General features: G+C 66.4%; 18 protein-coding genes. 13 read left to right on the forward strand and 5 right to left on the reverse strand.

Features of this window, described 5'->3' with window-relative positions; all coding sequences use genetic code 11:
* Positions 1-114 precede the first annotated feature (114 nt).
* Positions 115-1917, forward strand: coding sequence for an alpha/beta hydrolase (locus RQI43_RS07310; protein ID WP_056423804.1), 1803 nt, complete (start codon positions 115-117; stop codon positions 1915-1917).
* Positions 1918-2165: 248 nt separating this feature from the next.
* Here the strand turns inward: RQI43_RS07310 and RQI43_RS07315 are convergent, their stop codons facing one another.
* Positions 2166-3488: an OmpP1/FadL family transporter gene (locus RQI43_RS07315; protein WP_405030570.1), complete on the reverse strand. Its 1323-nt coding sequence runs from the start codon at positions 3486-3488 to the stop codon at positions 2166-2168.
* Between the two features lie 390 nt (positions 3489-3878).
* Between RQI43_RS07315 and RQI43_RS07320 the strand changes: the two genes are divergently transcribed.
* The 3 genes from RQI43_RS07320 to bioB all read left to right on the forward strand — a co-directional run bounded on the left by RQI43_RS07320 (position 3879) and on the right by bioB (position 6976).
* Positions 3879-4763 carry a fumarylacetoacetate hydrolase family protein gene (locus RQI43_RS07320; protein ID WP_311274705.1) on the forward strand — a complete coding sequence of 295 codons (885 nt, stop codon included), beginning with the start codon at positions 3879-3881 and terminating at the stop codon, positions 4761-4763.
* Positions 4764-4872: 109 nt separating this feature from the next.
* Positions 4873-5865 carry a DUF808 domain-containing protein gene (locus RQI43_RS07325; protein WP_311274706.1) on the forward strand — a complete coding sequence of 331 codons (993 nt, stop codon included), beginning with the start codon at positions 4873-4875 and terminating at the stop codon, positions 5863-5865.
* A gap of 91 nt (positions 5866-5956) precedes the next feature.
* A complete protein-coding gene (gene bioB, locus RQI43_RS07330) occupies positions 5957-6976 on the forward strand; it encodes a biotin synthase BioB (RefSeq protein WP_056423798.1) in 1020 nt (339 codons plus the stop codon).
* A gap of 2 nt (positions 6977-6978) precedes the next feature.
* Here the strand turns inward: bioB and RQI43_RS07335 are convergent, their stop codons facing one another.
* The 4 genes from RQI43_RS07335 to mnmA all read right to left on the reverse strand — a co-directional run bounded on the left by RQI43_RS07335 (position 6979) and on the right by mnmA (position 11325).
* Positions 6979-8463, reverse strand: a complete 1485-nt coding sequence (locus tag RQI43_RS07335; RefSeq protein ID WP_405030571.1) for a sensor histidine kinase — start codon at positions 8461-8463, stop codon at positions 6979-6981.
* A gap of 193 nt (positions 8464-8656) precedes the next feature.
* A complete protein-coding gene (locus RQI43_RS07340; RefSeq protein ID WP_311274707.1) occupies positions 8657-9439 on the reverse strand; it encodes a VTT domain-containing protein in 783 nt (260 codons plus the stop codon).
* A 22-nt stretch (positions 9440-9461) separates the two neighbouring features.
* On the reverse strand, positions 9462-10112 hold the full coding sequence (locus RQI43_RS07345) for a class I SAM-dependent methyltransferase (RefSeq protein WP_207410505.1): 651 nt from the start codon (positions 10110-10112) through the stop codon (positions 9462-9464).
* Positions 10113-10167: 55 nt separating this feature from the next.
* Positions 10168-11325, reverse strand: coding sequence for a tRNA 2-thiouridine(34) synthase MnmA (mnmA, locus tag RQI43_RS07350; protein ID WP_311274708.1), 1158 nt, complete (start codon positions 11323-11325; stop codon positions 10168-10170).
* A gap of 266 nt (positions 11326-11591) precedes the next feature.
* Here mnmA and RQI43_RS07355 point away from each other — a divergent pair, with 266 nt between their 5' ends.
* The 9 genes from RQI43_RS07355 (at position 11592) to RQI43_RS07395 (ending at position 20104) form a co-directional block, all read left to right on the forward strand.
* Positions 11592-13223, forward strand: coding sequence for a flagellar hook-length control protein FliK (locus RQI43_RS07355; protein ID WP_311274709.1), 1632 nt, complete (start codon positions 11592-11594; stop codon positions 13221-13223).
* 10 nt (positions 13224-13233) lie between these two features.
* The gene (locus tag RQI43_RS07360) at positions 13234-13914 is read left to right on the forward strand and encodes a flagellar hook assembly protein FlgD (RefSeq protein WP_056423787.1); all 681 of its coding nucleotides are present in this window, start codon (positions 13234-13236) and stop codon (positions 13912-13914) included.
* 104 nt (positions 13915-14018) lie between these two features.
* Positions 14019-14294, forward strand: coding sequence for a DUF1153 domain-containing protein (locus tag RQI43_RS07365; RefSeq protein WP_018044452.1), 276 nt, complete (start codon positions 14019-14021; stop codon positions 14292-14294).
* A gap of 249 nt (positions 14295-14543) precedes the next feature.
* Positions 14544-16157 (forward strand): flagellar basal-body MS-ring/collar protein FliF, encoded by a 1614-nt coding sequence (gene fliF / locus RQI43_RS07370; protein WP_311274710.1) that lies wholly within the window; start codon positions 14544-14546, stop codon positions 16155-16157.
* 55 nt (positions 16158-16212) lie between these two features.
* A complete protein-coding gene (gene fliG / locus RQI43_RS07375) occupies positions 16213-17262 on the forward strand; it encodes a flagellar motor switch protein FliG (protein ID WP_056423785.1) in 1050 nt (349 codons plus the stop codon).
* Positions 17259-17852 carry a FliH/SctL family protein gene (locus tag RQI43_RS07380; RefSeq protein WP_056423783.1) on the forward strand — a complete coding sequence of 198 codons (594 nt, stop codon included), beginning with the start codon at positions 17259-17261 and terminating at the stop codon, positions 17850-17852. Before fliG ends, RQI43_RS07380 begins: the two co-directional genes overlap by 4 nt.
* Positions 17853-17897: 45 nt before the next feature.
* Positions 17898-18242, forward strand: coding sequence for a flagellar motor switch protein FliN (gene fliN, locus RQI43_RS07385; protein ID WP_056423780.1), 345 nt, complete (start codon positions 17898-17900; stop codon positions 18240-18242).
* Positions 18243-18294: 52 nt separating this feature from the next.
* Positions 18295-19659, forward strand: coding sequence for a sigma-54 dependent transcriptional regulator (locus RQI43_RS07390; protein WP_311274711.1), 1365 nt, complete (start codon positions 18295-18297; stop codon positions 19657-19659).
* 118 nt (positions 19660-19777) lie between these two features.
* On the forward strand, positions 19778-20104 hold the full coding sequence (locus RQI43_RS07395; RefSeq protein WP_056423776.1) for a (2Fe-2S) ferredoxin domain-containing protein: 327 nt from the start codon (positions 19778-19780) through the stop codon (positions 20102-20104).
* The last annotated feature ends 100 nt before the right edge of the window (positions 20105-20204 follow it).

The following is a 20204-nucleotide window of genomic DNA, read 5'->3' on the forward strand; positions in this document are numbered from 1 at the left end:
AATGACCTGAAACGTAAGCCGCGCCCTGGCGGAAAGTCGAGGTGCCGCGTTAATTTGTCGAGAACGAGGACGGTTCGGCCGGGCCGTCCCACGGAATAGAGGGGAAATTCACGCGTGACGACCGACAGGACGACACCGCTTCCCGATATCGACGCCTTGTCCCGCAACGCGACGTTGCTGATCGAGGAGTTCACCCGGACGGCCGGCGCCTACATGAAGCCGATCAGCCAAGCCGACCCGCTCGACCCCGAACTGGCCAAGCCCCCGGAAGAGGTCAACGACGTCGTCAAGACCCTCGGCACCGTCGCCGAGCGTTGGATGGTCGATCCGCAGAAGTCCCTCGAAGCCCAGAAGAAGCTCAGCGACGCGTTCATCACCCTGTGGGGCTCGACCTGGCATCGCCTCCAGGGCGAGGAAGCCCCGCCCGTGGCTTTGCCCGAGGCGAAGGACAACCGCTTCAAACATGCGGAATGGTCCACCAACCCGATCTTCGACTTCATCAAGCAGAGCTACCTCATCACCTCCCGCTGGGCGGAAGAACTCGTCGACGAGGCCGACGGGATCGACGAGCATACGCGGCACAAGGCGCAGTTCTACCTCCGGCAGATCGTCGGCGCGCTCTCGCCGTCCAATTTCGTGATGACCAATCCCGAACTGATTCGGCACACGCTGCAGGAGAACGGCGCCAATCTCGTGCGCGGCATGAAGATGCTCGCGGAGGATATCGAAGCTGGCAAAGGTCAGCTGCGCGTCCGCCAGACCGATCCGTCCGGGTTCGAGGTCGGCGTCAACGTCGCCGTGTCCCCCGGCGAGGTGGTGTTCCGCAACGACCTGATGGAACTGATCCAGTATTCGCCGACCACCGAGACGGTGCTGAAGCGCCCGTTCCTGATCGTGCCGCCCTGGATCAACAAGTTCTACATCCTCGATCTCAACCCGTCGAAAAGCCTGATCGGCTGGATGGTGTCGCAGGGCCTCACGGTCTTCTGCATCTCGTGGGTGAACCCCGACGAGCGCCATGCCGACAAGGATTTCGAGAGCTACATGCGCGAGGGCATCGAGGCGGCCATCGACGCGATCGGTGTCGCCACCGGCGAGAGCGAGGTCGCGGCGGCAGGATATTGCGTCGGCGGCACTCTGCTGGCGGTGACCCTGGCCATGCAGGCGGCCACCGGCAACAAGCGGATCAAGAGCGCCACCTTCCTGACGACGCAGGTGGATTTCACACATGCCGGCGATCTGAAGGTCTTCGCCGACGAGGAGCAGATTCGCGGCATCGAAGCCCGCATGAAGAAACGCGGCTACCTCGAAGGCTCCGGCATGGCGGCCGCCTTCAACATGCTGCGCCCGAACGACCTGATCTGGTCCTACGTGGTCAACAACTACGTGAAGGGGCAGACGCCCTCGGCCTTCGACCTCCTCTACTGGAACGCGGACGCCACGCGGATGCCGGCGGCCAACCATTCGTTCTACCTGCGCAATTGCTACCTCGATAACACCCTCGCTCAAGGCCGCATGATCCTCGGGAACGTGCGTCTCGACCTGAAGAAGGTGAAGGTGCCGATCTTCAACCTCGCCACCCGCGAGGATCACATCGCCCCCGCCATCTCGGTGTTCGAAGGGTCGTCGAAGTTCGGCGGGCCGGTCGACTACGTCCTGGCCGGGTCCGGTCATATCGCCGGCGTGGTCAACCCGCCTTCCAAGCCGAAATACGGGTACTGGACCGGCGGGGCGGCCAAGGGACGCCTGGAGGATTGGATCTCGGCGGCGACCGAGCACAAGGGGTCGTGGTGGCCCTATTGGTTCGAATGGCTGGAAAAGCAGGCGCCCGCCCGCGTGCCTGCCCGGATTCCGGGAGAAGGAGGCCTCGCCTCCCTCGGGCCGGCGCCCGGGACCTATGTCCGCATGAAGGCGTGATCGGATCGAATGGCCGAGTCGAGAACGCGACCGTCGGTGGCTCGTGCGGCCGGCTGACAGGTGTTCGACTGCCTTTTTTCGAATTCCCGTCACCTCATTCTGAGGTGACGGAGCGTAGGCTTCGAGGGAGCCCTCCAGTTCGCGCAACGGTGTCTGGAGGGCTCCTTCGGGGCGGCTATCGCTGCACCTCAGGATGAGGTCGAGGGGGGAAGATCTCCTCAAAGCCGCGGTGTTCCGGCCGAGGACCCTCAGAACTTCCGCACCAGCGGCGCAGGAGCGATCGGAGCGGCAGGCGTTCCGAAGACGTAGCGGAAGCCCACCGAAACGATGTCCGCGCTGCCGCTGGTATCGGCCGCGAAGGGGATGTCGCGGAAGTTGTAGTCGCGGCCCGGCCCGGCCAGGAGCTTCGAATCGCCCACGAGGAAGAGGTGGGAATAGGCGATGTTCAGGGTCAGCTTCTCGCTCCAGCGATAGCTGCCACCGAGTGAGACGTTGAAGCGGTCGCTGTCGGGCAGCCGCACCGAGCGGTTCGAGAAATCGATGGGCGATTGCTCATAGGCGAGACCGCCCCGGACGGTCAGGGCCGGCGACCAATCGTACTCGCCGCCGACGGAATAGGTGTAGCCGTCCTTGTAGTTCAGGGGCAGCGTGGTCGCGATGCCGCCGGTGGTGCGGCCGACGATGCCGACATCGCCGAGCCTCGACCAATTGTCCCACTCGAAACCGAGATTGACACGGGCGACCGGGCTGACGGCCTGGGTCAGGCCGACGCTCAGCTTTTCCGGGGTGTTGAGGTTGGCGGTCACCTGCTGGCTCAGGAGGGCCGCCGGCCCCGGCAATATGAAGGCGCCTTCGATGTCGTGATGCACGGAGGAGCGATAGCCAACGCCCAACGCCGTCCCGGCCCAGGGGGTGATGAGCACGCCCGCCGTGAAGCCGACGCCCCAGGATTCTCCCTTGAGCGACGCGTTGGGGGCGATGAGCGGGCTGAACGAGAGCGGGAAGGCTTGGCGAAGGGTCAGCCGGAAATACTCGATGTTCGGCCCGGCGGCGATCGAGAGCCACTCGTTGACCTTGAAGCCGATGGTCGGGTTGAACGAGAGCGAGAAGATTCGGCTCGACCGTCCATAGACTTCACCGGCCCAGTCATCGCGGGGCTTGGTCACGAGGCCGAACGGAGCGCCGGTATGGATACCGATCCAGAGCCTGTCGGTCAGCTGATAGGAGGTGGCGCCGGCCGGGATCACGGCTCCCTGGCCGATATCGCCGCTGCCGCCCAGTGGCGCGAATAACGGCGAGGTGCCGTCGGTCGGGGTGATCTTGGAGGAGAGGTTGATGAAGCTGAGATTCTGCTCGCTGACCCAGCCGGGGTTCATAGTGATCGTGGCCGGGTTCCAGAACATCGACGAGACGCCTCCGGAGCCGGATGCCGCACCGGCGAAAGCCTGACCTTGGGCAAGGGTGCTCTGTTCGCGGATACCGAACGCGCCGGCCAGGGCTCCCCCCGCCGTCAGGGTCAGGAGCGCGGTAGAAATTCCCGCCAGAGCCGCGTTGCGAATCGTCATGGCCATGTCCTCTTCCCGACCCTTGCTTACGATGCTCGGATTTACCGTGGAGTGATCCCCGGCCCGCATCTTGAGCAGAAGAGTGCCGTTCTTGGCCGGTCTATGCAATCCATGTTAGTTGACGTGTTAATCGTTTCCTAATCTGTGATTTACTTTGAGGATGCGTCTGATGACATCATCGGCTTGTGTCACCGAAAAGCATCGCGGTAGATGGTTCACATCTAAACTGTCGGATTTACGTATTGGCGTTCATGCAAGAAAATGCGTATTCTGATGGGTTTCCCGAGCGGTGTATGAATTATGCAACATGCGCCTGTCCGGCCTCGACACCTTGCCAGGGACGGTAGTGGGACCGATCTCAGTGCCAGTCCATCGATCGAAGGGGAGTGAGAGCCGATGAAACTGGTGCGTCATGGTGATGTGGGCGACGAGAAGCCGGGTCTGATCGATGCTCAGGGTGGATTGCGGGATCTGTCCGGTGTCCTGCGCGATATTTCCGGTTCCGCCCTCGCGACGACGTCGCTGGAGCGGCTGCGGTCCATCGATCCCGAAACCTTGCCGCTCTTGTCGCCGGAGACACGCCTCGGTCCCTGTGTCGGCGGAACGCGCAACTTCATCGCCATCGGGCTGAACTACACCGATCACGCGGCGGAGATCGGCGCGGATATCCCGGCCGAGCCGATCGTCTTCAACAAGGCGCCGTCCTGCATCTCCGGTCCCAACGACCGGGTCATTCTGCCGAAAGGGTCGGCCAAGACAGATTGGGAGGTGGAGCTCGCCATCGTCATCGGCGCCCGCGCATCCTATGTCCATGCCAACGAGGCTTTGTCCTATGTCACCGGCCTCTGCCTCTGCAACGACGTCTCCGAGCGGGAGTACCAGTTCGATCGCGGCGGGACATGGAGCAAGGGCAAGGGCTGCCCGACTTTCGGCCCCCTCGGGCCCTGGCTGGTGACGCTGGACGAGATCCCCGACCCGGCGGCCCTCGACATCTGGCTCGACGTGAATGGCGAGCGGATGCAGACCGGGTCGACATCGAGGATGATCTTCGACGTCGCCCAGATCGTCGCCTATCTCTCGCATTTCATGATGCTGGAGCCGGGCGACGTGATCACCACGGGAACGCCCCCTGGCGTCGGCATGGCGCGCAAGCCTCCGCGTTTCCTCAAGAGCGGGGACGTGATGACCCTCGGCATCACCGGCCTCGGTGAGCAGCGGCAGGAAATCGTCGCCTTCGACGATTGGACCGCGAAGGTCGCGGCCGGCGAACCGACTCATTGAAACGGGGCGGGGATCGAAATCCCCGCTCGCTCGTCTCCTCTGCTAGAGGCAGCTTGGCCGGTAACCTGCGTCGCGCGGCCCGGCCCATGGCAGTTGGAAGGACCTAACCTTGAGCATCGGACTGATCGCCCTCCTCGACGACATCGCGGGGCTCGCCAAGGTCGCGGCCGCTTCCCTCGACGACGTCGCCGGGCAAGCCGCCAAGGCCGGTGCGAAGGCGGCGGGGGTCGTCATCGACGACGCCGCCGTGACGCCGCGCTACGTCGTGGGCTTCGCGGCCGAGCGCGAATTGCCGATCGTGGGCAAGATCGCCATCGGTTCGCTGCGCAACAAAATGCTGTTCCTGCTGCCGGCGGCCCTGTTGCTGCAGGCCTTCGCCCCCTGGGCCATCACCCCGCTGCTCATGCTCGGCGGGGCCTACCTCTGCTACGAGGGCACCGAGAAGGTCTACGAGGCGCTGTTCCCGCACAAGGCCCATGCGCATGAGGCCAAGCTCGACGCCGATGCCGGGGACGGCCAGGCTCTGGAAGCGCGCAAGGTCTCCAGCGCGATCAAGACGGATTTCATCCTGTCGGCCGAGATCATGGCGATCTCCCTGGCCTCTCTTCCCGAAGGCAGCATCTGGACGAAGGCGATCGTGCTCGCGGTCGTCGCCATCGGCATCACGGTCTTCGTCTATGGCGGCGTGGCGCTCATCGTGAAGGCGGACGATGCCGGGGTCGCGATGGCGAAGAACAATTCGGCGTCCGTGTTCGGCAGCGCGATCCGCGGCTTCGGCCGTGCCCTTGTCAAGGGCATGCCGGTCTTCCTGCAGCTTCTGGCCATCATCGGTACAGCCGCGATGATCTGGGTCGGCGGCGGCATCCTCGTGCATGGTCTCGAAGGCTACGGCCTGCCCCAGGTCGCTCATGTGATCCACGAAGCCGCTGCCGGCAGCGCGAAGATGGTGCCGCCGGTCGGACCCGTCGTCGAATGGATCGTCACCGCCATCGGCTCCGGCATCGTCGGTCTGGTGGTCGGGGCTGCGCTGATTCCGATCACGAGTTACCTCATCGCGCCGCTCTGGTCGGGCCTGTCGGGGTTGCGCGGCAAGACGGCGTGAGGGGGCTATCCTGGCCGGCCTGAAGCCAAATGCATCGGGGCATGCGGCCGGCCCGGCTTGATTTTCCGGCGAAGATTCGCCTCATGGGGCCATGACTGACACCGTGGCCCCCCTCGCCCCCTTCCCCGCCACCGAGATCCCTGCGATCCGGCACGATTGGACCGTGGCGGAGATCCAGACGATCCACGACCTGCCGCTCCTCGACCTCGTGTTCCGGGCGGCTCAGGTCCACCGCGCGCATAACGACCCGGCCGATATCCAGCGCGCCGCCCTGCTGTCGATCAAGACCGGCGCCTGTCCCGAGGATTGCGCCTATTGCCCGCAATCGGCGCATCACAAGGGCACCGGCCTGCCGCGTGAGCGACTGATGGCGGTGGACAAGGTGCTGAAGGAGGCCGCCGCCGCGAAAGCCGCCGGGGCCCATCGTTTCTGCATGGGTGCCGCCTGGCGCCAGCCCAAGGACGGGCCGGAATTCGATGCGGTCCTCTCCATGGTGCGCGGTGTCCGCGGCCTCGGAATGGAAGCCTGCGTCACGCTCGGCATGCTCACCCCATCCCAGGCCGGGCGCCTCGCCGAGGCCGGGCTGACCTCCTACAACCACAACCTCGATACCGGCCCGGATTTCTACGGCGACATCATCTCGACTCGGACCTACGAGGATCGCCTCAACACCCTTCAGAACGTGCGCGATGCCGGGATCGGCGTCTGTTGCGGCGGCATCGTCGGCATGGGCGAGGGCGTGAAGGACCGCGCGGCGATGCTCCAGGTGCTCGCCAACCACGCCCCCCATCCCGAGAGCGTTCCGATCAACGCCCTGGTGGCCGTCGAGGGGACACCTCTCGAGGACCGTCCGCCCGTGGACCCGCTCGATCTCGTCCGGATGTGCGCCACCGCCCGCATCGTCATGCCGAAGGCGCGTGTGCGTCTCAGCGCCGGCCGCAAGGGGCTCACCCGCGAAGCGCAGATCCTGTGCTTCCTCGCCGGCGCGAACTCGATCTTCTACGGTGAGCGCCTCCTCACCACGGCCAATAACGAGACCGATGCCGACGCGGAACTGCTTCGCGACATCGGCATCACCGTGCCGGGCCTGACCCTGGCGGCGGCGGAATAAACTCAGAGCGAAGTCGGCGCGCGGTCCGGGATCACGATCCGGAAGCGCGCACCCACTCCCTCCTGCGTTTGATCCAGGGTGAGACGTCCGCCCTGAAGCTGGATCAACTCGGCGGCGATCGGCAGGCCGAGCCCCGTCCCCCCCGCGCGCATCGACCCTTCGAAGGGCGCGAACAGGTTCGCTCGCGCCCGTTCGGGAAGCCCGGGTCCGTTATCCGAGACGACAACGGTCAGGTTTCCCGAACCCGGCTTACCGTGGCGGCTGGCCTCGATCTCGATGAGCGGATCGGGCGCTCCGGCTTTCTCGGCGCCCATGGCCTGCACGGCGTTGCGCACGATGTTGGTGAGCGCGCGCGAGAACTGGTCCGGATCGATCTCCACCTCGATATCCGGCTCGCATACGACGCGGATCGTCACGCGTGACGCGTCGTCGAGCCTCGCCAGATCGGACAGTTCGGCCAGCAGCGGTGCGAGCTGGATTGTGCGCCGCTGCGGCATTGCCTCGGTCGCCCGACCATAGGCCAAGGTCTCCTCGCAGAAACGGATCGCCCGGCCGAGCGTGGCGAGGAGGCGGGGGGCGATACGCTCCACCGCCGGGTCGGACACCGTCTCGAGACGGTCTCCGAGGAGTTGGGCGGTGGTGAGGAGGTTGCGCAGCTCGTGGTTGATCTTGCTCACCGACAGGCCAAGCTCGGCGAGGCGGCGCTTCTGGCGTAGCTCGCCCGCGAGCGCCGTCTCCATACGGGCGAGGGCCACCTCAGCGTGGCCGATCTCGTCGGTCCTGCGCGAGGGCGTGATGATGCGGTCGCTCCCCTGGGGATCGTCCGCGAATTCCGTGATGTTGCGGGCGAGGCGCCGAACCGGGCGAACGATGATCCGCTGCAGCATCAGGAAGACGAGGCCGGCCACCGTGGCGGCGATCGCCAGCGACGAGAGCAGCAGACGATCGGCGAAGTCGATCAGCGCCTCGCGCAGGGGCGCTTCGTCGAGAAGGATCTCCACGAGGTCGAACCCGTCCCGCCCATGGCCAATGACCCGGATCGGACCCTGATTCTCGGAGAAGACGGTCCGCCATGCCCCCCCGATGGAGGTGATCCAGTCATGCGAGCGCAGATCGACATGGCCGGTGACCTCCGACGGCACGGCGTCTACCGCGAGCAGGCGGCGTGTCCCGTCGCCACGAACCGCGATGGCGCTGGCGCCGACACCCTTCAGAAGATGCCGGGCCAGTTCATCCGAGACATGCTGATCTGGCGAGGCATCGAGGACCAGAGCGGCGATCTGCGCGGCGGCGATCCGGTCCGACAGCCACATGCGTCGGTAATTCGCGACGGTGGGCACGTAGATCAGGATTTCGACGAGGGCGACGAAGGCGATGGTCACGAGGAACAGCCGGCCCGACAGGCCGAGATGTCGGCCGATCCCCGCCCGAGCCTCCGCTGCGACGGGGACAGGTGATTCCATGTCGGCGCGTGGCGTCGCGTCCATCACGGGGTCCCGATCATCCCTGCTCCCGGGTTTCTTTGCTCGTCCCGGTTGCTCCGGCGCGGCACCGGGCCAGCACCGGTATTCCGTTCCCTCGGCGTCGAACGACACATGTCGATCTTGCTGTTTGCATGACGGTTACGCTTCGGGCGCGGCCCCGTCGAGTACCCCCGCAATGGGGATCTGGCGTGAGGGGCTAGGACGGACCCGCGCGTCTGCGGGCGAAGCGGCGTCTCAGCACGATGGAGAGAAGCGCGAAAGCGGCGATCCCGCCGAGGCCCGCGGCTGTCTTGACGGTGACCAGCGAACGCAGGGACAGGGCCTCGTCGCACGCGACGGCGCCGCTCTCCAGGCACGCCGCCTTGGCGGCTTCGTTGGCCGCGATGACGTCCTCGATCGCCGCTCCGGCCGCCGCGTAGACGAAGGCGCCCGGGGTCAGGCCGAGAAAGGTGGCTAGCACGAAGGTACGCAGGGATACGCCGAAGGCCGCCGGGGCGAGGTTGGTCATCCAGAACGGAAAGATCGGCAGGAGCCGCAGGACGAGGATGTAGCCGAACGCGTCGTCGCGAAAGCCGGCGGCCAGACGTCCGAGGCGCGGTCCGGCGCGGGTGACGAGAAACTCGGACATCGGACCACGGCCGATGGAGAAGACGATGGCCGCCCCGGTCGTCGCCGAGACGAGAGCGATCCCCGCCCCGGTGGTCGTCCCGAATAGAAAGCCCGACAGGATGGTCAGCACCAGCGAGGCCGGCACGGACACGATCACGCAGCCGATATAGACGAGGCAGGCGATCCCGATCGACCGCAACCGGTCCTCGGCCACCGCCTCCATGAGCGCTGCGCGATAGGACAGCAGGCGATCGAGGCTGAAGAGATGCGGCGCTCCGGAGACGAGCACACCCAGCGACAGGGCCACCAGGGCGAGGACGGGTAGCCATCGCATGGAGCGTCGGAGCGCGCCGCTCGAGTTGCGTGTCATGTCCCCGCTTCGCCGCGCCGGATCAGCCGGCCTTCCGCATCCTCAGGATCTTGAAGAAACCACCGGGAAAGGTCGGCGAGACGCCGATGAACTCGACGCCGTTGCGTTGAGCCCAGGCCTCGATCCGGGTCGATTTGAACGCCGAGGACCAGCCGATCTTGGTGCAGAGCGGCGCGACGATCTCCTCGACCTTGGCCACGGCCCCCTTGGTCTGGCCGAAATGGTTGGCGAGCACGATCTCTCCGCCCGGTCGCACCACCCGGAGGAATTCCGACAAGGCGGCCTCCGGGTCGGGCACCAGGGTGATCAGGAACTGCGCGACCACGGCATCGAAGCTGGCATCGGCATAGCCGAGGCGGCACACATCCATCACCTGCAGGCCGCGGACATGGGTGAGCCGGCGGCGGAGTACCTTGGCGCGGGCGCGCTTCAACATGTCTTCGGAGAGATCGACGCCGCAGACGAAACTGCCCGCCGGATAATAGCCGAGCGATAAGCCGGTGCCGACGCCGGCCTCCAGGATGCGCGGCCCGCAGGCGGTGGCGGCCATCACCGCATCGCGCGCGGCAGGCTCGGTCAGCTTGTCGTAGACGACGTCGTAGACCGGTGCCCAACGGGCATAGGCCTTGCGCATCAGGGCCGTGCTCGGACCGGCCTGCGGCTCGCTCAGCATATCGTCTCTAGATCCTGCGGATGGGAAGGTTTTGGCTCGGGTCTGCGGGTCGGCGTCAGGCGGCTTGCGCCGCCCCGGCTGCCAACGCCTCGATGCGACGAATGGTGCCGCCGCCGAGCACACGTGAGCGTGGGCTGTCATCGGCATAAATGACGCAGGCCTGGCCCGGGGAGACGCCGTCTTCCGGTGTGGCCAGAACGACCTCGGCGGCCGCCCTGTCCTGATCGACCGTCAGATGCGCGGCGCGTGGCTCCCGGGTCGAGCGGACCCGCACGGCCACCGGCATGTCGACGACCCCGCCGGGGGGCATGCCGCCGAGCCAGTTCAAGTCGTCGAGCCGGATGCGGCTGGTGGCCAGGGCGGAACGCGGACCCACCACCACGCGGGCGGAACCCGGCTCCAGGCGGATCACGTAGAGCGGCTCTCCGACGGCGAGGCGAAGGCCCTTCCGCTGCCCGATCGTGTAATGGATGATGCCCTCATGCTGGCCGAGCACGCGGCCTTCGAGATCGACGATGTCGCCGGCGCGCGCCGCATCCGGCCGCAGCTTGGCGATGACGTCGGCGTAGCGCCCCTGGGGCACGAAGCAGATGTCCTGGCTGTCGGCCTTCTCGGCAATGGCGAGGCCGAGTTCGCGGGCGAGGCGACGGGTCTCGTCCTTCGGCAGTTCGCCCAGGGGGAAACGCAGGAAATCGAGCTGCTCGGCTGTGGTGGCGTAAAGGAAGTAGCTCTGGTCGCGAGCCGGATCCAGGGCGCGGTAGAGGCCGCGCCCGCCGGCTTCGAGGGGGCGACTGGCCACGTAATGGCCGGTCGCCAGCACGTCGGCATCGAGGTCGCGGGCGGTGGCCAGAAGATCGCGGAACTTGATCGAGCGGTTGCACTCGACGCAGGGGATCGGCGTCTCGCCGGCCAGATAGCTCTCGGCGAAACGGTCGATCACCGATTCCCGGAAGCGGTCCTCGTAATCGAGGACGTAGTGCGGGATGCCGAGCGTCTCGGCGACCCGGCGCGCATCGTGGATGTCCTGGCCGGCGCAGCAGGCACCCTTGCGATGGACCGCCGCCCCATGGTCGTAGAGCTGCAGCGTGATCCCAACGACATCGTAGCCCTGTTGGCTGAGCAGGCCTGCCACCACGGAGGAATCCACGCCGCCGGACATGGCGACGACGACACGTGTCTCGTGCGGGGCCTTGGGGAGGTCGAGGGAGTTCATCACGTCACGGGTTCGCCGGCAGGCCGCAGCGCCCGCATATGCGGAGTCTATAGCGATCCTGAGGTCGAACTTCCAGGCACGCGCGAGGCGGGGCTCGCATACCGGAGCACTGAACCCGGCAAATCCTGCCGGGAAGGGGACGATTTCGGCGGGTCGCGTCGGTAAGATTCAAAAGGCTTGGAAAAATGTTGCTGTTAAATCAACGGGTTGCGGCGTGTGGGCCGTGGCTCGAAGTTTGCGCGGTGGGGGCGAGGAGATGACGCCCCATGGCCACCACGTCGATCAGCGGAGAAAAGGGCGTGCGGTTGGCGAGCGCGGTCGCCGCGCGTCCCGCCATGCCTCTTTCGGCCGCTTCCGATGGCCTCGAACGTTTCAGCATCCCGGTCGAAGGGCCAAGCTCGGGCGCGATACCGGTCTCAAGCGGAGCGGCAGAGCCGAAGGCGGCGATCCGAGACGGTGCAGCAGCCAAACCTGTCGCTGCAGCCAAACCTGTCGCTACGGCGTCGCTGGGTTCGGCGATCGCGCAATCCGCCTTGCCGATCTCGGATCTGGTCCGGTTGGCAAAGGCTACGATCCCGTCGTCACAGCCTTCGACAGACAGTGCCGCAGGACAGATGGCGGATGCGGCCGAGACAGGACTGCCGCGAGCCCGAGAGGACGAGGATCCGGCGACGCCGCCGAGCGAGGCCGGCCTTGGCGGTTTCCCGTGGCTGAGCGAGCAGCAGACCAATGTTGTCGCCAAGCCAGCTCAAATGCCGCAGCAAGGTGGCAAGGCAGGCTTGCCGATCATCTACGGCGCCGAACCTTCGCCCGTGCAGGCTCGTCAGGGGCAGGTCCCGGACGCTCCGCCGGGTCAAGCCTTGCTGCCCATTGCGGGAAACGGTCGTCTGTCCGCCTCCCGGGTTCAGACCGGAAGTGCCTTACCTTCCTCGACCTTGCCTCCCTCGACAATGGTACAGGCGGCCGCGACCGCTCCGGTTCAGGCCATCGTCTCTGAGCCTGCGGAGGCCAACCCGATCACGACGGCGGATGAGCCGAGCGAGGACGTGGCGGTCCCAGCGGACGGTATGGTGCCCGATGCGACCGGCATGATGACTCTCGCCTTCGCTCCGCCCGAATCCGTCGCGCTTCCGCCCGCGGCGAACGCCCCCGCGATGGCGACACAGGCCGGTGCCGCGCCCCCTCCGAACACCGGGGAAATCGTTTCACACGGCATAGGCGCTGCGAAAGCCGCCGACGGTCGCCCTGCCGCCCTCCCCGCACTCGGAACCGACCGCTCGGCCTCCTCCGAGCGCGAGACCATATCGGTCAAGGCTTTCGATGAGTTCGCTTCCGGTGCGGCAATGGCCTCCGGTGATCTCGCTTCCGCCCCAGCCTCGCCGTTCGGCCCTGCGCCGGCGGCCCCGCTTCCCGCGTCCGCTCTCGATCCCGCCGGCATCCTCCCCCAGGCCCAGGCTGTGCCGGTGCCCCTCGGCGCGGTGGCGATGACCATCGGGCTGCGGTCGTTGGCCGGGTCCAACCGTTTCGAAATCAGCCTCGATCCCAAGGATCTCGGACGGATCGACGTGAATCTCGACATCGACAAGGACAACGGCACGGTCACTGCGCATCTCACGGTCGATCGGCCGGAGACCCTGGCCCTGCTGCAACGCGATGTCGGCAACCTGCAACAGGCCCTGTCACAGGCGGGTTTCGACGCGGGTGAGGTCGGCATCAATCTGTCCCTGCGCAGCGACACCGGCTCCACCGGGGGCAACGGCGCCGAGCGGGATGGCGGGGGCAGCCGTGACGGCCGTTCCGGCAACGGCGGCTCCGACCTGAAAGAACAACGCCTTCCCAACGACGCCGTGCCGCTGCGAATGCTGCGCGGTCTCGGCGGTCTCGACATCCGAATCTGAGGACACTGCCATGACATCGGGCATCACCGGAGCTTCGAGCAGCTCCTCCATCACGAACCCGAATACCGCCACCGGCGCTTCGCAGGAGATCGCCGGTAATTTCCAGCAGTTCCTGACCCTGCTGACGACACAGCTGAAGAACCAGAATCCGATGGACCCGCTGGACACCAACCAGTTCACGCAGCAGCTCGTGCAATATGCCGGCGTCGAGCAACAGCTGAAGTCGAACGACCGGTTGGACTCGATCCTCAACAATGCGAAGGCGTCCAGCGCCGCCGCAGCGACCGGTTTCATCGGTCAGAGCGTGACGGCGGACGGGCGGGTCGCCAACCTGAAGGATGGTTCGGCGGTCTGGACGCTGACCCCGGCGCGGGCCGCCAAACAGGCGACGATGACGATCAGCGATGCCAAGGGCAACGTGGTGGCGACACAGTCGAAGGCGCTGACCGCGGGTGCGCAGACTTTCGCCTGGGACGGTCGATCCACCTCGGGTTTCACCTCCGCAAACGGCAGCTACTCGATCAAGATCGATGCCTTCGACGCCACTGGTGCACAGGTTAGCGTCGATACGCAGGTTGCCGGAAAAGTCGATGGCGTCGATCTCAGCGGTACAGAACCGGTGCTGCTGATTGGCAATTCGCGGCTGCCGATATCGAGCGTTCAGAACATCGGAGCCGGGTTGTCCACATGATCGTGGAAAAAACGAATCAGATGCAATCGATCCGCTTCAACATATCTTAAGCGGGCGCAAGTACCTTCCTGGCTCGACAGGTCAGTCGAGTTGTAGAGCGTATCATGACCGAACCAAGCCGCCCGAGAGTCAAATACGTCATCGGGCCAGATGGCAGTCCGTTGACCATTGCCGATCTTCCGCCGACCACGACCAGACGGTGGGTTATCCGCCGGAAGGCGGAAGTCGTCGCAGCCGTACGTGGCGGACTTCTCAGTCTCGAGGAAGCCTGCCAGCGCTATACCCTCACCACCGAGGAATTCCTGAGCTGGCAGTTCTCCATCGACCAGCACGGTCTCGCCGGATTGCGTACAACCCGCATCCAGCATTACCGCCACTGAGGTCAATGGAGTTCGGCGTCCGCTCCGGATGCCGAGACAATGCCTCGGACCACCGTCGATCCACGAAAGAACCGCGCCCCCTCAAGGGCGCGGTTCTTTCGTTACAGGGACCGCCGCGGCAGGACCGAGCCACACCCTTTTTTCATTCGTTAAGACAATCGTTAACCGAACGCTAACCACGGCCTGGGCAAATTTTGCCGAGTGAGCGCGGCCCTTCCGTCGCTCCGGTTCGGGTGGGTACGTCGCGTCGTGAAGTCGGTTCTCGAACTGGTGACGAAGTTGGGACCGGCACGGCTCGCGGCCATGGCGGCCGTGACGCTGACGTTGATCGGCTTCTTCGCCTTCGTCATCCTGCGCGTCTCGAAGCCCGATATGGGTGTCCTCTTCGCCGACCTGTCGATGCAGGATTCGGGCGCCGTGATCCGCGACCTCGATGCGCGCGGCATCAAATACGAAACACGGGGCGATGCCGGCCAGACCATCATGGCGCCTCGGGCCGACCTGCCGCGCCTGCGGATGGACCTTGCCGGCAAGGGTCTGCCCAGCGCCTCCGGCGTCGGCTACGAGATCTTCGACAAGGGCGATGCGTTCTCGTCGACCAATTTCGTTCAGAACGTCAATCATTTGCGCGCGCTCGAGGGCGAGCTCGCACGCTCGATCCGGGCCATCGGCCGGGTCCAGGCGGCGCGCGTGCACCTCGTCATACCGGAGCGCCGCCTGTTCGAGCGCGACCGCGAATTGCCGAGCGCCGCCATCGTGCTCAAGCTCGTCGGCGACATGGACCCGTCCCAGGTCCGCGCCATCCGTCACCTCGCCGCCTCGGCGGTGGAAGGCCTGAAGCCCGAGCGGATCTCCATCGTCGACGAGCGCGGCCGCCTGCTGGCGGACGGGGCACGGGGTGCTGAGGCCGAGACCGGCGCCGGCATGGAGGAGAAGCAGGTCGGCCTCGAGCGCCGTCTGCGGTCCCAGATCGAAGAGATCGTGGCCGGTATTGTCGGCACGGGTCGCTCGCGGGTGCAGGTCACCGCGGAGCTCGACCGGAACCGCATAGAGAGCCGTTCGGAGACCTTCGATCCGGAGAGCAAAGTCATCCGTTCGACCCAGACCCGCAGCGAAAGCGCGCTCACCGGTGGGACAGAGGGCGCCGTGACGGTCGGCAACGAACTGCCGGGCGCCAACCAGCCGACACCGAATCCCAACTCGAAGGATTCCACGAAGAAGGACGAGGAGACCACGAATTACGAGATCTCCCGCGTCACCAAGACGGTGGTCGAGGAAGGCGGACGTCTGAAGCGCCTGTCCGTGGCGGTCCTCGTCGACGGCGCCTACGTGCCGGGGGCCGATGGACGGCCCGTCTATCAGCCGCGCCCCGCCAACGACATCGAGCGGATCGCCACCCTGGTCCGCACCGCTATCGGATTCGACAAGGACCGGGGTGACCAGGTCGAAGTGGTCAACCTGCGTTTCGCCGAGACGCCCGCTCCCGTCGAGTTCACCGAGCCGTCGCTGATCCAGTCGTTCCTGGCGCCGTCCAAGGAAGACGTCATGCGGATGGTCGAACTCTCCGTGCTTCTGATCCTGACCGTGATCGTGCTGATGGCCGTGGTCCGTCCCCTTCTACGCCGCGTCCTCGCCTCGGAGCCCGCCCAGGCCATCCTGATGGCGGGTCCGGCACTGGCCGGCGGCGATCCGGGCCCCGACCAGGTCCTGGTGGCACGCGACAACCCCACCGCCCGCCTCGTCGACTTCGCGCAGCTGAACGGCAAGGTCCAGGCGGAGACCGTCCAACGGGTGGTGGACATGGTCCGCGGCAGTCCGAGCGAGACGGTAGAGGTCCTGCGCAACTGGATCCACGACAGTTGAGCGGGTGGGCGATGGTCTTCGTAACGGCAGCCACAACGGTGAAGAGGAGTGAGGCATGTCCTCGGGGTTGAGCGTCATCCCGGATCAGGAACTCGGCAAGGCGGGCTTGAACGCCATGACCGGCGCCCAGCGCGCGGCTGCGCTCCTCCTGCTCCTCGGCGAGACGGAGGGCGCGCCGATTTGGCAGATGCTCGACGAGGAAGAGGTCAAGATGGTCTCGCACGCCATGGTCCAGCTCGGATCATTGGAGGCGGAGACCGTCGAGAGGCTGATCGTGGATTTCGTCTCGCGGCTCTCCTCGGGCGGCGGCATCACCTCGAACTACGAGCGCACCGAATCGCTGCTTCTCAAGATCTTTCCCACCGAGCAGGTCTCGGCGATCATGGCGGAGATCAAGGGCGCTTCGGGCAAGCGGGTCTGGGCGAGCCTGACGCAGATCGACCCCGAGATCCTCGCCTCGTTCCTGCGTAACGAATACCCGCAGACGGTGTCCGTCGTGCTGTCGAAGGTGCGGCCGGATTACGCCGCCAAGGTCCTGACGATCCTGCCCGAGGATTTCGCCATCGACGTCCTCAACCGCATGCTGCGGATGGAGACGGTGCAGAAGGAGGCCCTGCGCCATATCGAGGAGACCTTGCGCGTCGAGTTCGTCTCGACCATCGCGCAGACCACGCGGCGCGACGCCCACGAATTGATGGCGGACGTGTTCAACGCCTTCGACCGCCAGACCGAGGGCCGGTTCCTCGCGGCCCTGGACCAGGCCAATCGCGGCTCGGCCAAGAAGATCCGCCAGCTCATGTTCACCTTCGAGGATCTGCTGAAGCTCGATGCGGGCAGCGTGCAGACGCTGTTGCGCAAGGTCGACACCGATACCCTGTGCCGCGCGCTCAAGGGCGCCGACGAGCGCGTGCGCAACTTCTTCCTCAAGAACATGTCAACCCGCGCGGCCAAGAACATCAACGACGAGATGGGCTCGCTGGGGCCGATTCGGCTCAAGGACGTCGATGAGGCGCAGGCCAAGATGACTGAGCTCGCCAAGGAACTGGCCGAGAAGGGTGAGATCATGATCGCCAAGTCCAGTGGCGAAGAGGAGCTGGTCTATTGAACGCCCGCCGGTTCCTGTTCGACACCGATTTCCGGCCGCGCGAGGGTGCGACCGTCTCGCCGAAGGAGGCGGCGGCCCTGGCCGAGGCCGTGGCGCAGGCCCATGCGAGGGGTGTCCAGGAAGGGCGCGCCCAGGCCGAGGCCCAGGCCCAGGCTCGCATGGCGGATGCCCTCACCCGCGTCGGCCTCGCCGCCGCCGGCCTCATCGGCCAGGCGGATTCGCGGGACGCGGCCCGCGAGGAGGAGGCCATGGCCTTCGCCGTATCCCTGGCGCGTCGTATCGCCGGCGATGCCCTCGATGCCCATCCGCTGGCGGCGATCGGCGACGCGGCGCGGGCCGCCCTGCAGCACCTGCGCGGCGTGCCGCATCTCGTCGTGCGCGTGAACGACAGACTGGTGGACGAAGTCGAGGCGCTGGTGAAGAGCCTCGCCCGCGAGCGCGGCTTCGAAGGGCGTCTGATCGTCCTCGGGGAGCCCGACCTCGCCCCCGGCGATGCCCGCATGGAATGGGCCGATGGCGGGGTGGTGCGTGACCGTGCCCGTATCGAGGCCGCCGTGCTCGAAGCCATCGGCCATCCTCTCGAATCCTGATCCGTCGACGACCCCCCCTGTAACGCGCGACTTTGAAAGATCCTGATGGCCGACGATTTCAGCCTGCCGCTTCTCAATGGCGGCGACGCGTCCTTCGACGGGCTCGGCTCCGAATCGATTCGTGAGGCGCCCACCACCCCGAAGAGCGCCGCCGATCTCGAACAGGTCTTCGATGTCCCGGTCATGGTCTCGGCCGTTCTGGGGTCGTCCCGCATGCCCATCGGCGACCTGCTGCGACTGCAGCCCGGCGCGGTGCTCGAACTCGACCGCAAGGTCGGCGAGGCCATCGACATCTTCGTCAACAACCGCCTCGTCGCGCGCGGAGAGGTCGTCCTCGTGGAGGAGCGCCTCGGCGTGACGATGACCGAGATCATCAAGAGCGACCACTGATCCCGCCCGCCGCGCTGCTGCGCGAGGCTCCACCGACACAGGATACTAGACCATGCGGCTCCTCATCATCGGACGCTTGAGCGGCGAACTCGTTACCGCCTCGAAGATCGCCATGAGTCGCGGCGCGGCCGTGACCCATGCGGACGGGGTGGCGCAGGGTCTCGCCGTGCTGCGCGCCAAGGGCGCCGACCTCGTCATGATCGATGTGGGCCAGCCGATCCGCGAACTCGTGACCGCGCTCGCCGACGAGCGCATCCGCACCCCGGTGGTCGCCTGCGGCGTCGCCACCGATGCCAAGGCGGCCGTGGCCGCGATCCAGGCGGGTGCCCGCGAATACATCCCCCTGCCGCCCGATCCGGAATTGATCGCCGCCGTGCTGCAGGCGGTCTCCGAGGACGGACGCGCCTTCGTCTGGCGCGACGCCTCCATGGAGCGGGTGGTGAAGCTCGCCGAGCAGGTCGCGCGGTCGGAAGCCTCGGTGCTGATCACCGGCGAGAGCGGCACCGGTAAGGAGGTGCTCGCCCGGCACGTCCATATGAAGTCGGCCCGTTCGAGCCGGCCCTTCGTCTCGGTCAACTGCGCCGCGATCCCGGAAGCTCTGCTCGAATCCGAACTGTTCGGCCACGAGAAGGGCGCCTTCACCGGCGCCGTCGCCCGCCGGATCGGCCGGTTCGAGGAAGCCAATGGCGGCACGCTGCTGCTCGACGAAATCTCCGAGATGGATGTCCGCCTGCAATCGAAACTGCTGCGCGCGCTGCAGGAGCGGGTGATCGATCGGGTCGGCGGCACGGCCCCCGTGAAGGTCGATATCCGGGTGCTCGCCACCTCCAACCGCAACCTCATCGACGAGGTCCGCAAGGGCACGTTCCGCGAGGATCTGTTCTACCGCCTCAACGTCGTGCACCTGCGCCTGCCGCCGCTGCGCGAGCGCCCGGCCGACATCCTCGAGCTGGCCTCCCACTTCGCCAAGAAATACGCCGAGGTGAACGGCGTGCCGGTCCGTGTCCTGAGCCGCGAGGCGCAGGCGATCATTCGTGAGAATCCGTGGCGCGGGAACGTGCGCGAACTCGAGAACACCCTCCACAGGGCGGTCCTGCTGGCGACGGGCCCGGAGATCGACGCCGACGCGATCTCCACCCCGGAGGGCGAATCCTTCGCCCGCTCCGCCGGGCCGGTGGAACGCGCCGCCCAGGTCGCCGAGGCCGCCACCCGCGGTCTCGTGGGGCGGACGGTGGCTCAAGTGGAATGCGAGCTGATCCTCGACACGCTCGACCATTGCCTCGGCAACCGCACCCATGCCGCCAAGATTCTCGGCATCTCGATCCGCACCCTGCGCAACAAGCTCAACGAATATGTCGATGCCGGCATTAGCGTCGCCGAGCCCGGCAGTGTCCGGGCCGTGGCGGCCTACGGCTGAACGGCGCGGAGCCGGCGAGGCGACACGCCCCGTTGCCGCCCCTCCCCCCCATCGTTAGGTGTGGCGGCGGCGGCGCCCACTCCCCTCGGCGCGCCGGATGTGGAACGGGCACCCGGATTTGGCAAAGCACGACAAGGACACGACCGTGCGGACGGCGAAGTCGGGTTATTCCGACATCGTCCTGGTCTGCGCGAAATGCACCAAGCGCGTCGGCCTGAAGAAGGACGAGATCCGGGGGCGGCTCAAGCGGGAGGCGAAAAGGCGCGGCCTCGGCGGGATGACCCGCGTGGTCTCGACGGGCTGCCTCGGCCCCTGCCCGAAGCGGTTCGTGGCGGTGGCGACCTCCTTCAGCCTGTCGCGCAACCGCATCGTGCTGATCGATCCCGAGGGCAATGCCGAGCAGGCCCTCGATACGGTCTATCCGCCCGCCCGCCGGTCCGAATGAAGCGATCTCCGATTTCGGCCCCAATGCCGCTTTAGGGCGGATCCGGGATCAATTTGGGTGGCAGGCTTTGCGCCGGATGCGGTGCCCGCCGAGCAGAAGA

The organism is Methylobacterium sp. WCS2018Hpa-22 (assembly GCF_031843785.1).
In the GTDB taxonomy this organism is placed as follows: domain Bacteria; phylum Pseudomonadota; class Alphaproteobacteria; order Rhizobiales; family Beijerinckiaceae; genus Methylobacterium.

Bases quoted from the DNA above. Each gene is read 5' to 3' on its own strand.
- RQI43_RS07345 (WP_207410505.1), bottom strand. From the start codon at position 10,112: ATGCTGAGCGAGCCGCAGGCCGGTCCGAGCACGGCCCTGATGCGCAAG.
- RQI43_RS07335 (WP_405030571.1), bottom strand. From the start codon at position 8,463: ATGGACGCGACGCCACGCGCCGACATGGAATCACCTGTCCCCGTCGCA.
- RQI43_RS07340 (WP_311274707.1), bottom strand. From the start codon at position 9,439: ATGACACGCAACTCGAGCGGCGCGCTCCGACGCTCCATGCGATGGCTA.
- RQI43_RS07320 (WP_311274705.1), top strand. From the start codon at position 3,879: ATGAAACTGGTGCGTCATGGTGATGTGGGCGACGAGAAGCCGGGTCTG.
- RQI43_RS07315 (WP_405030570.1), bottom strand. From the start codon at position 3,488: ATGGCCATGACGATTCGCAACGCGGCTCTGGCGGGAATTTCTACCGCG.
- RQI43_RS07365 (WP_018044452.1), top strand. From the start codon at position 14,019: ATGACCGAACCAAGCCGCCCGAGAGTCAAATACGTCATCGGGCCAGAT.
- bioB (WP_056423798.1), top strand. From the start codon at position 5,957: ATGACTGACACCGTGGCCCCCCTCGCCCCCTTCCCCGCCACCGAGATC.
- fliN (WP_056423780.1), top strand. From the start codon at position 17,898: ATGGCCGACGATTTCAGCCTGCCGCTTCTCAATGGCGGCGACGCGTCC.
- RQI43_RS07355 (WP_311274709.1), top strand. From the start codon at position 11,592: ATGGCCACCACGTCGATCAGCGGAGAAAAGGGCGTGCGGTTGGCGAGC.
- RQI43_RS07390 (WP_311274711.1), top strand. From the start codon at position 18,295: ATGCGGCTCCTCATCATCGGACGCTTGAGCGGCGAACTCGTTACCGCC.
- RQI43_RS07360 (WP_056423787.1), top strand. From the start codon at position 13,234: ATGACATCGGGCATCACCGGAGCTTCGAGCAGCTCCTCCATCACGAAC.
- mnmA (WP_311274708.1), bottom strand. From the start codon at position 11,325: ATGAACTCCCTCGACCTCCCCAAGGCCCCGCACGAGACACGTGTCGTC.
- fliG (WP_056423785.1), top strand. From the start codon at position 16,213: ATGTCCTCGGGGTTGAGCGTCATCCCGGATCAGGAACTCGGCAAGGCG.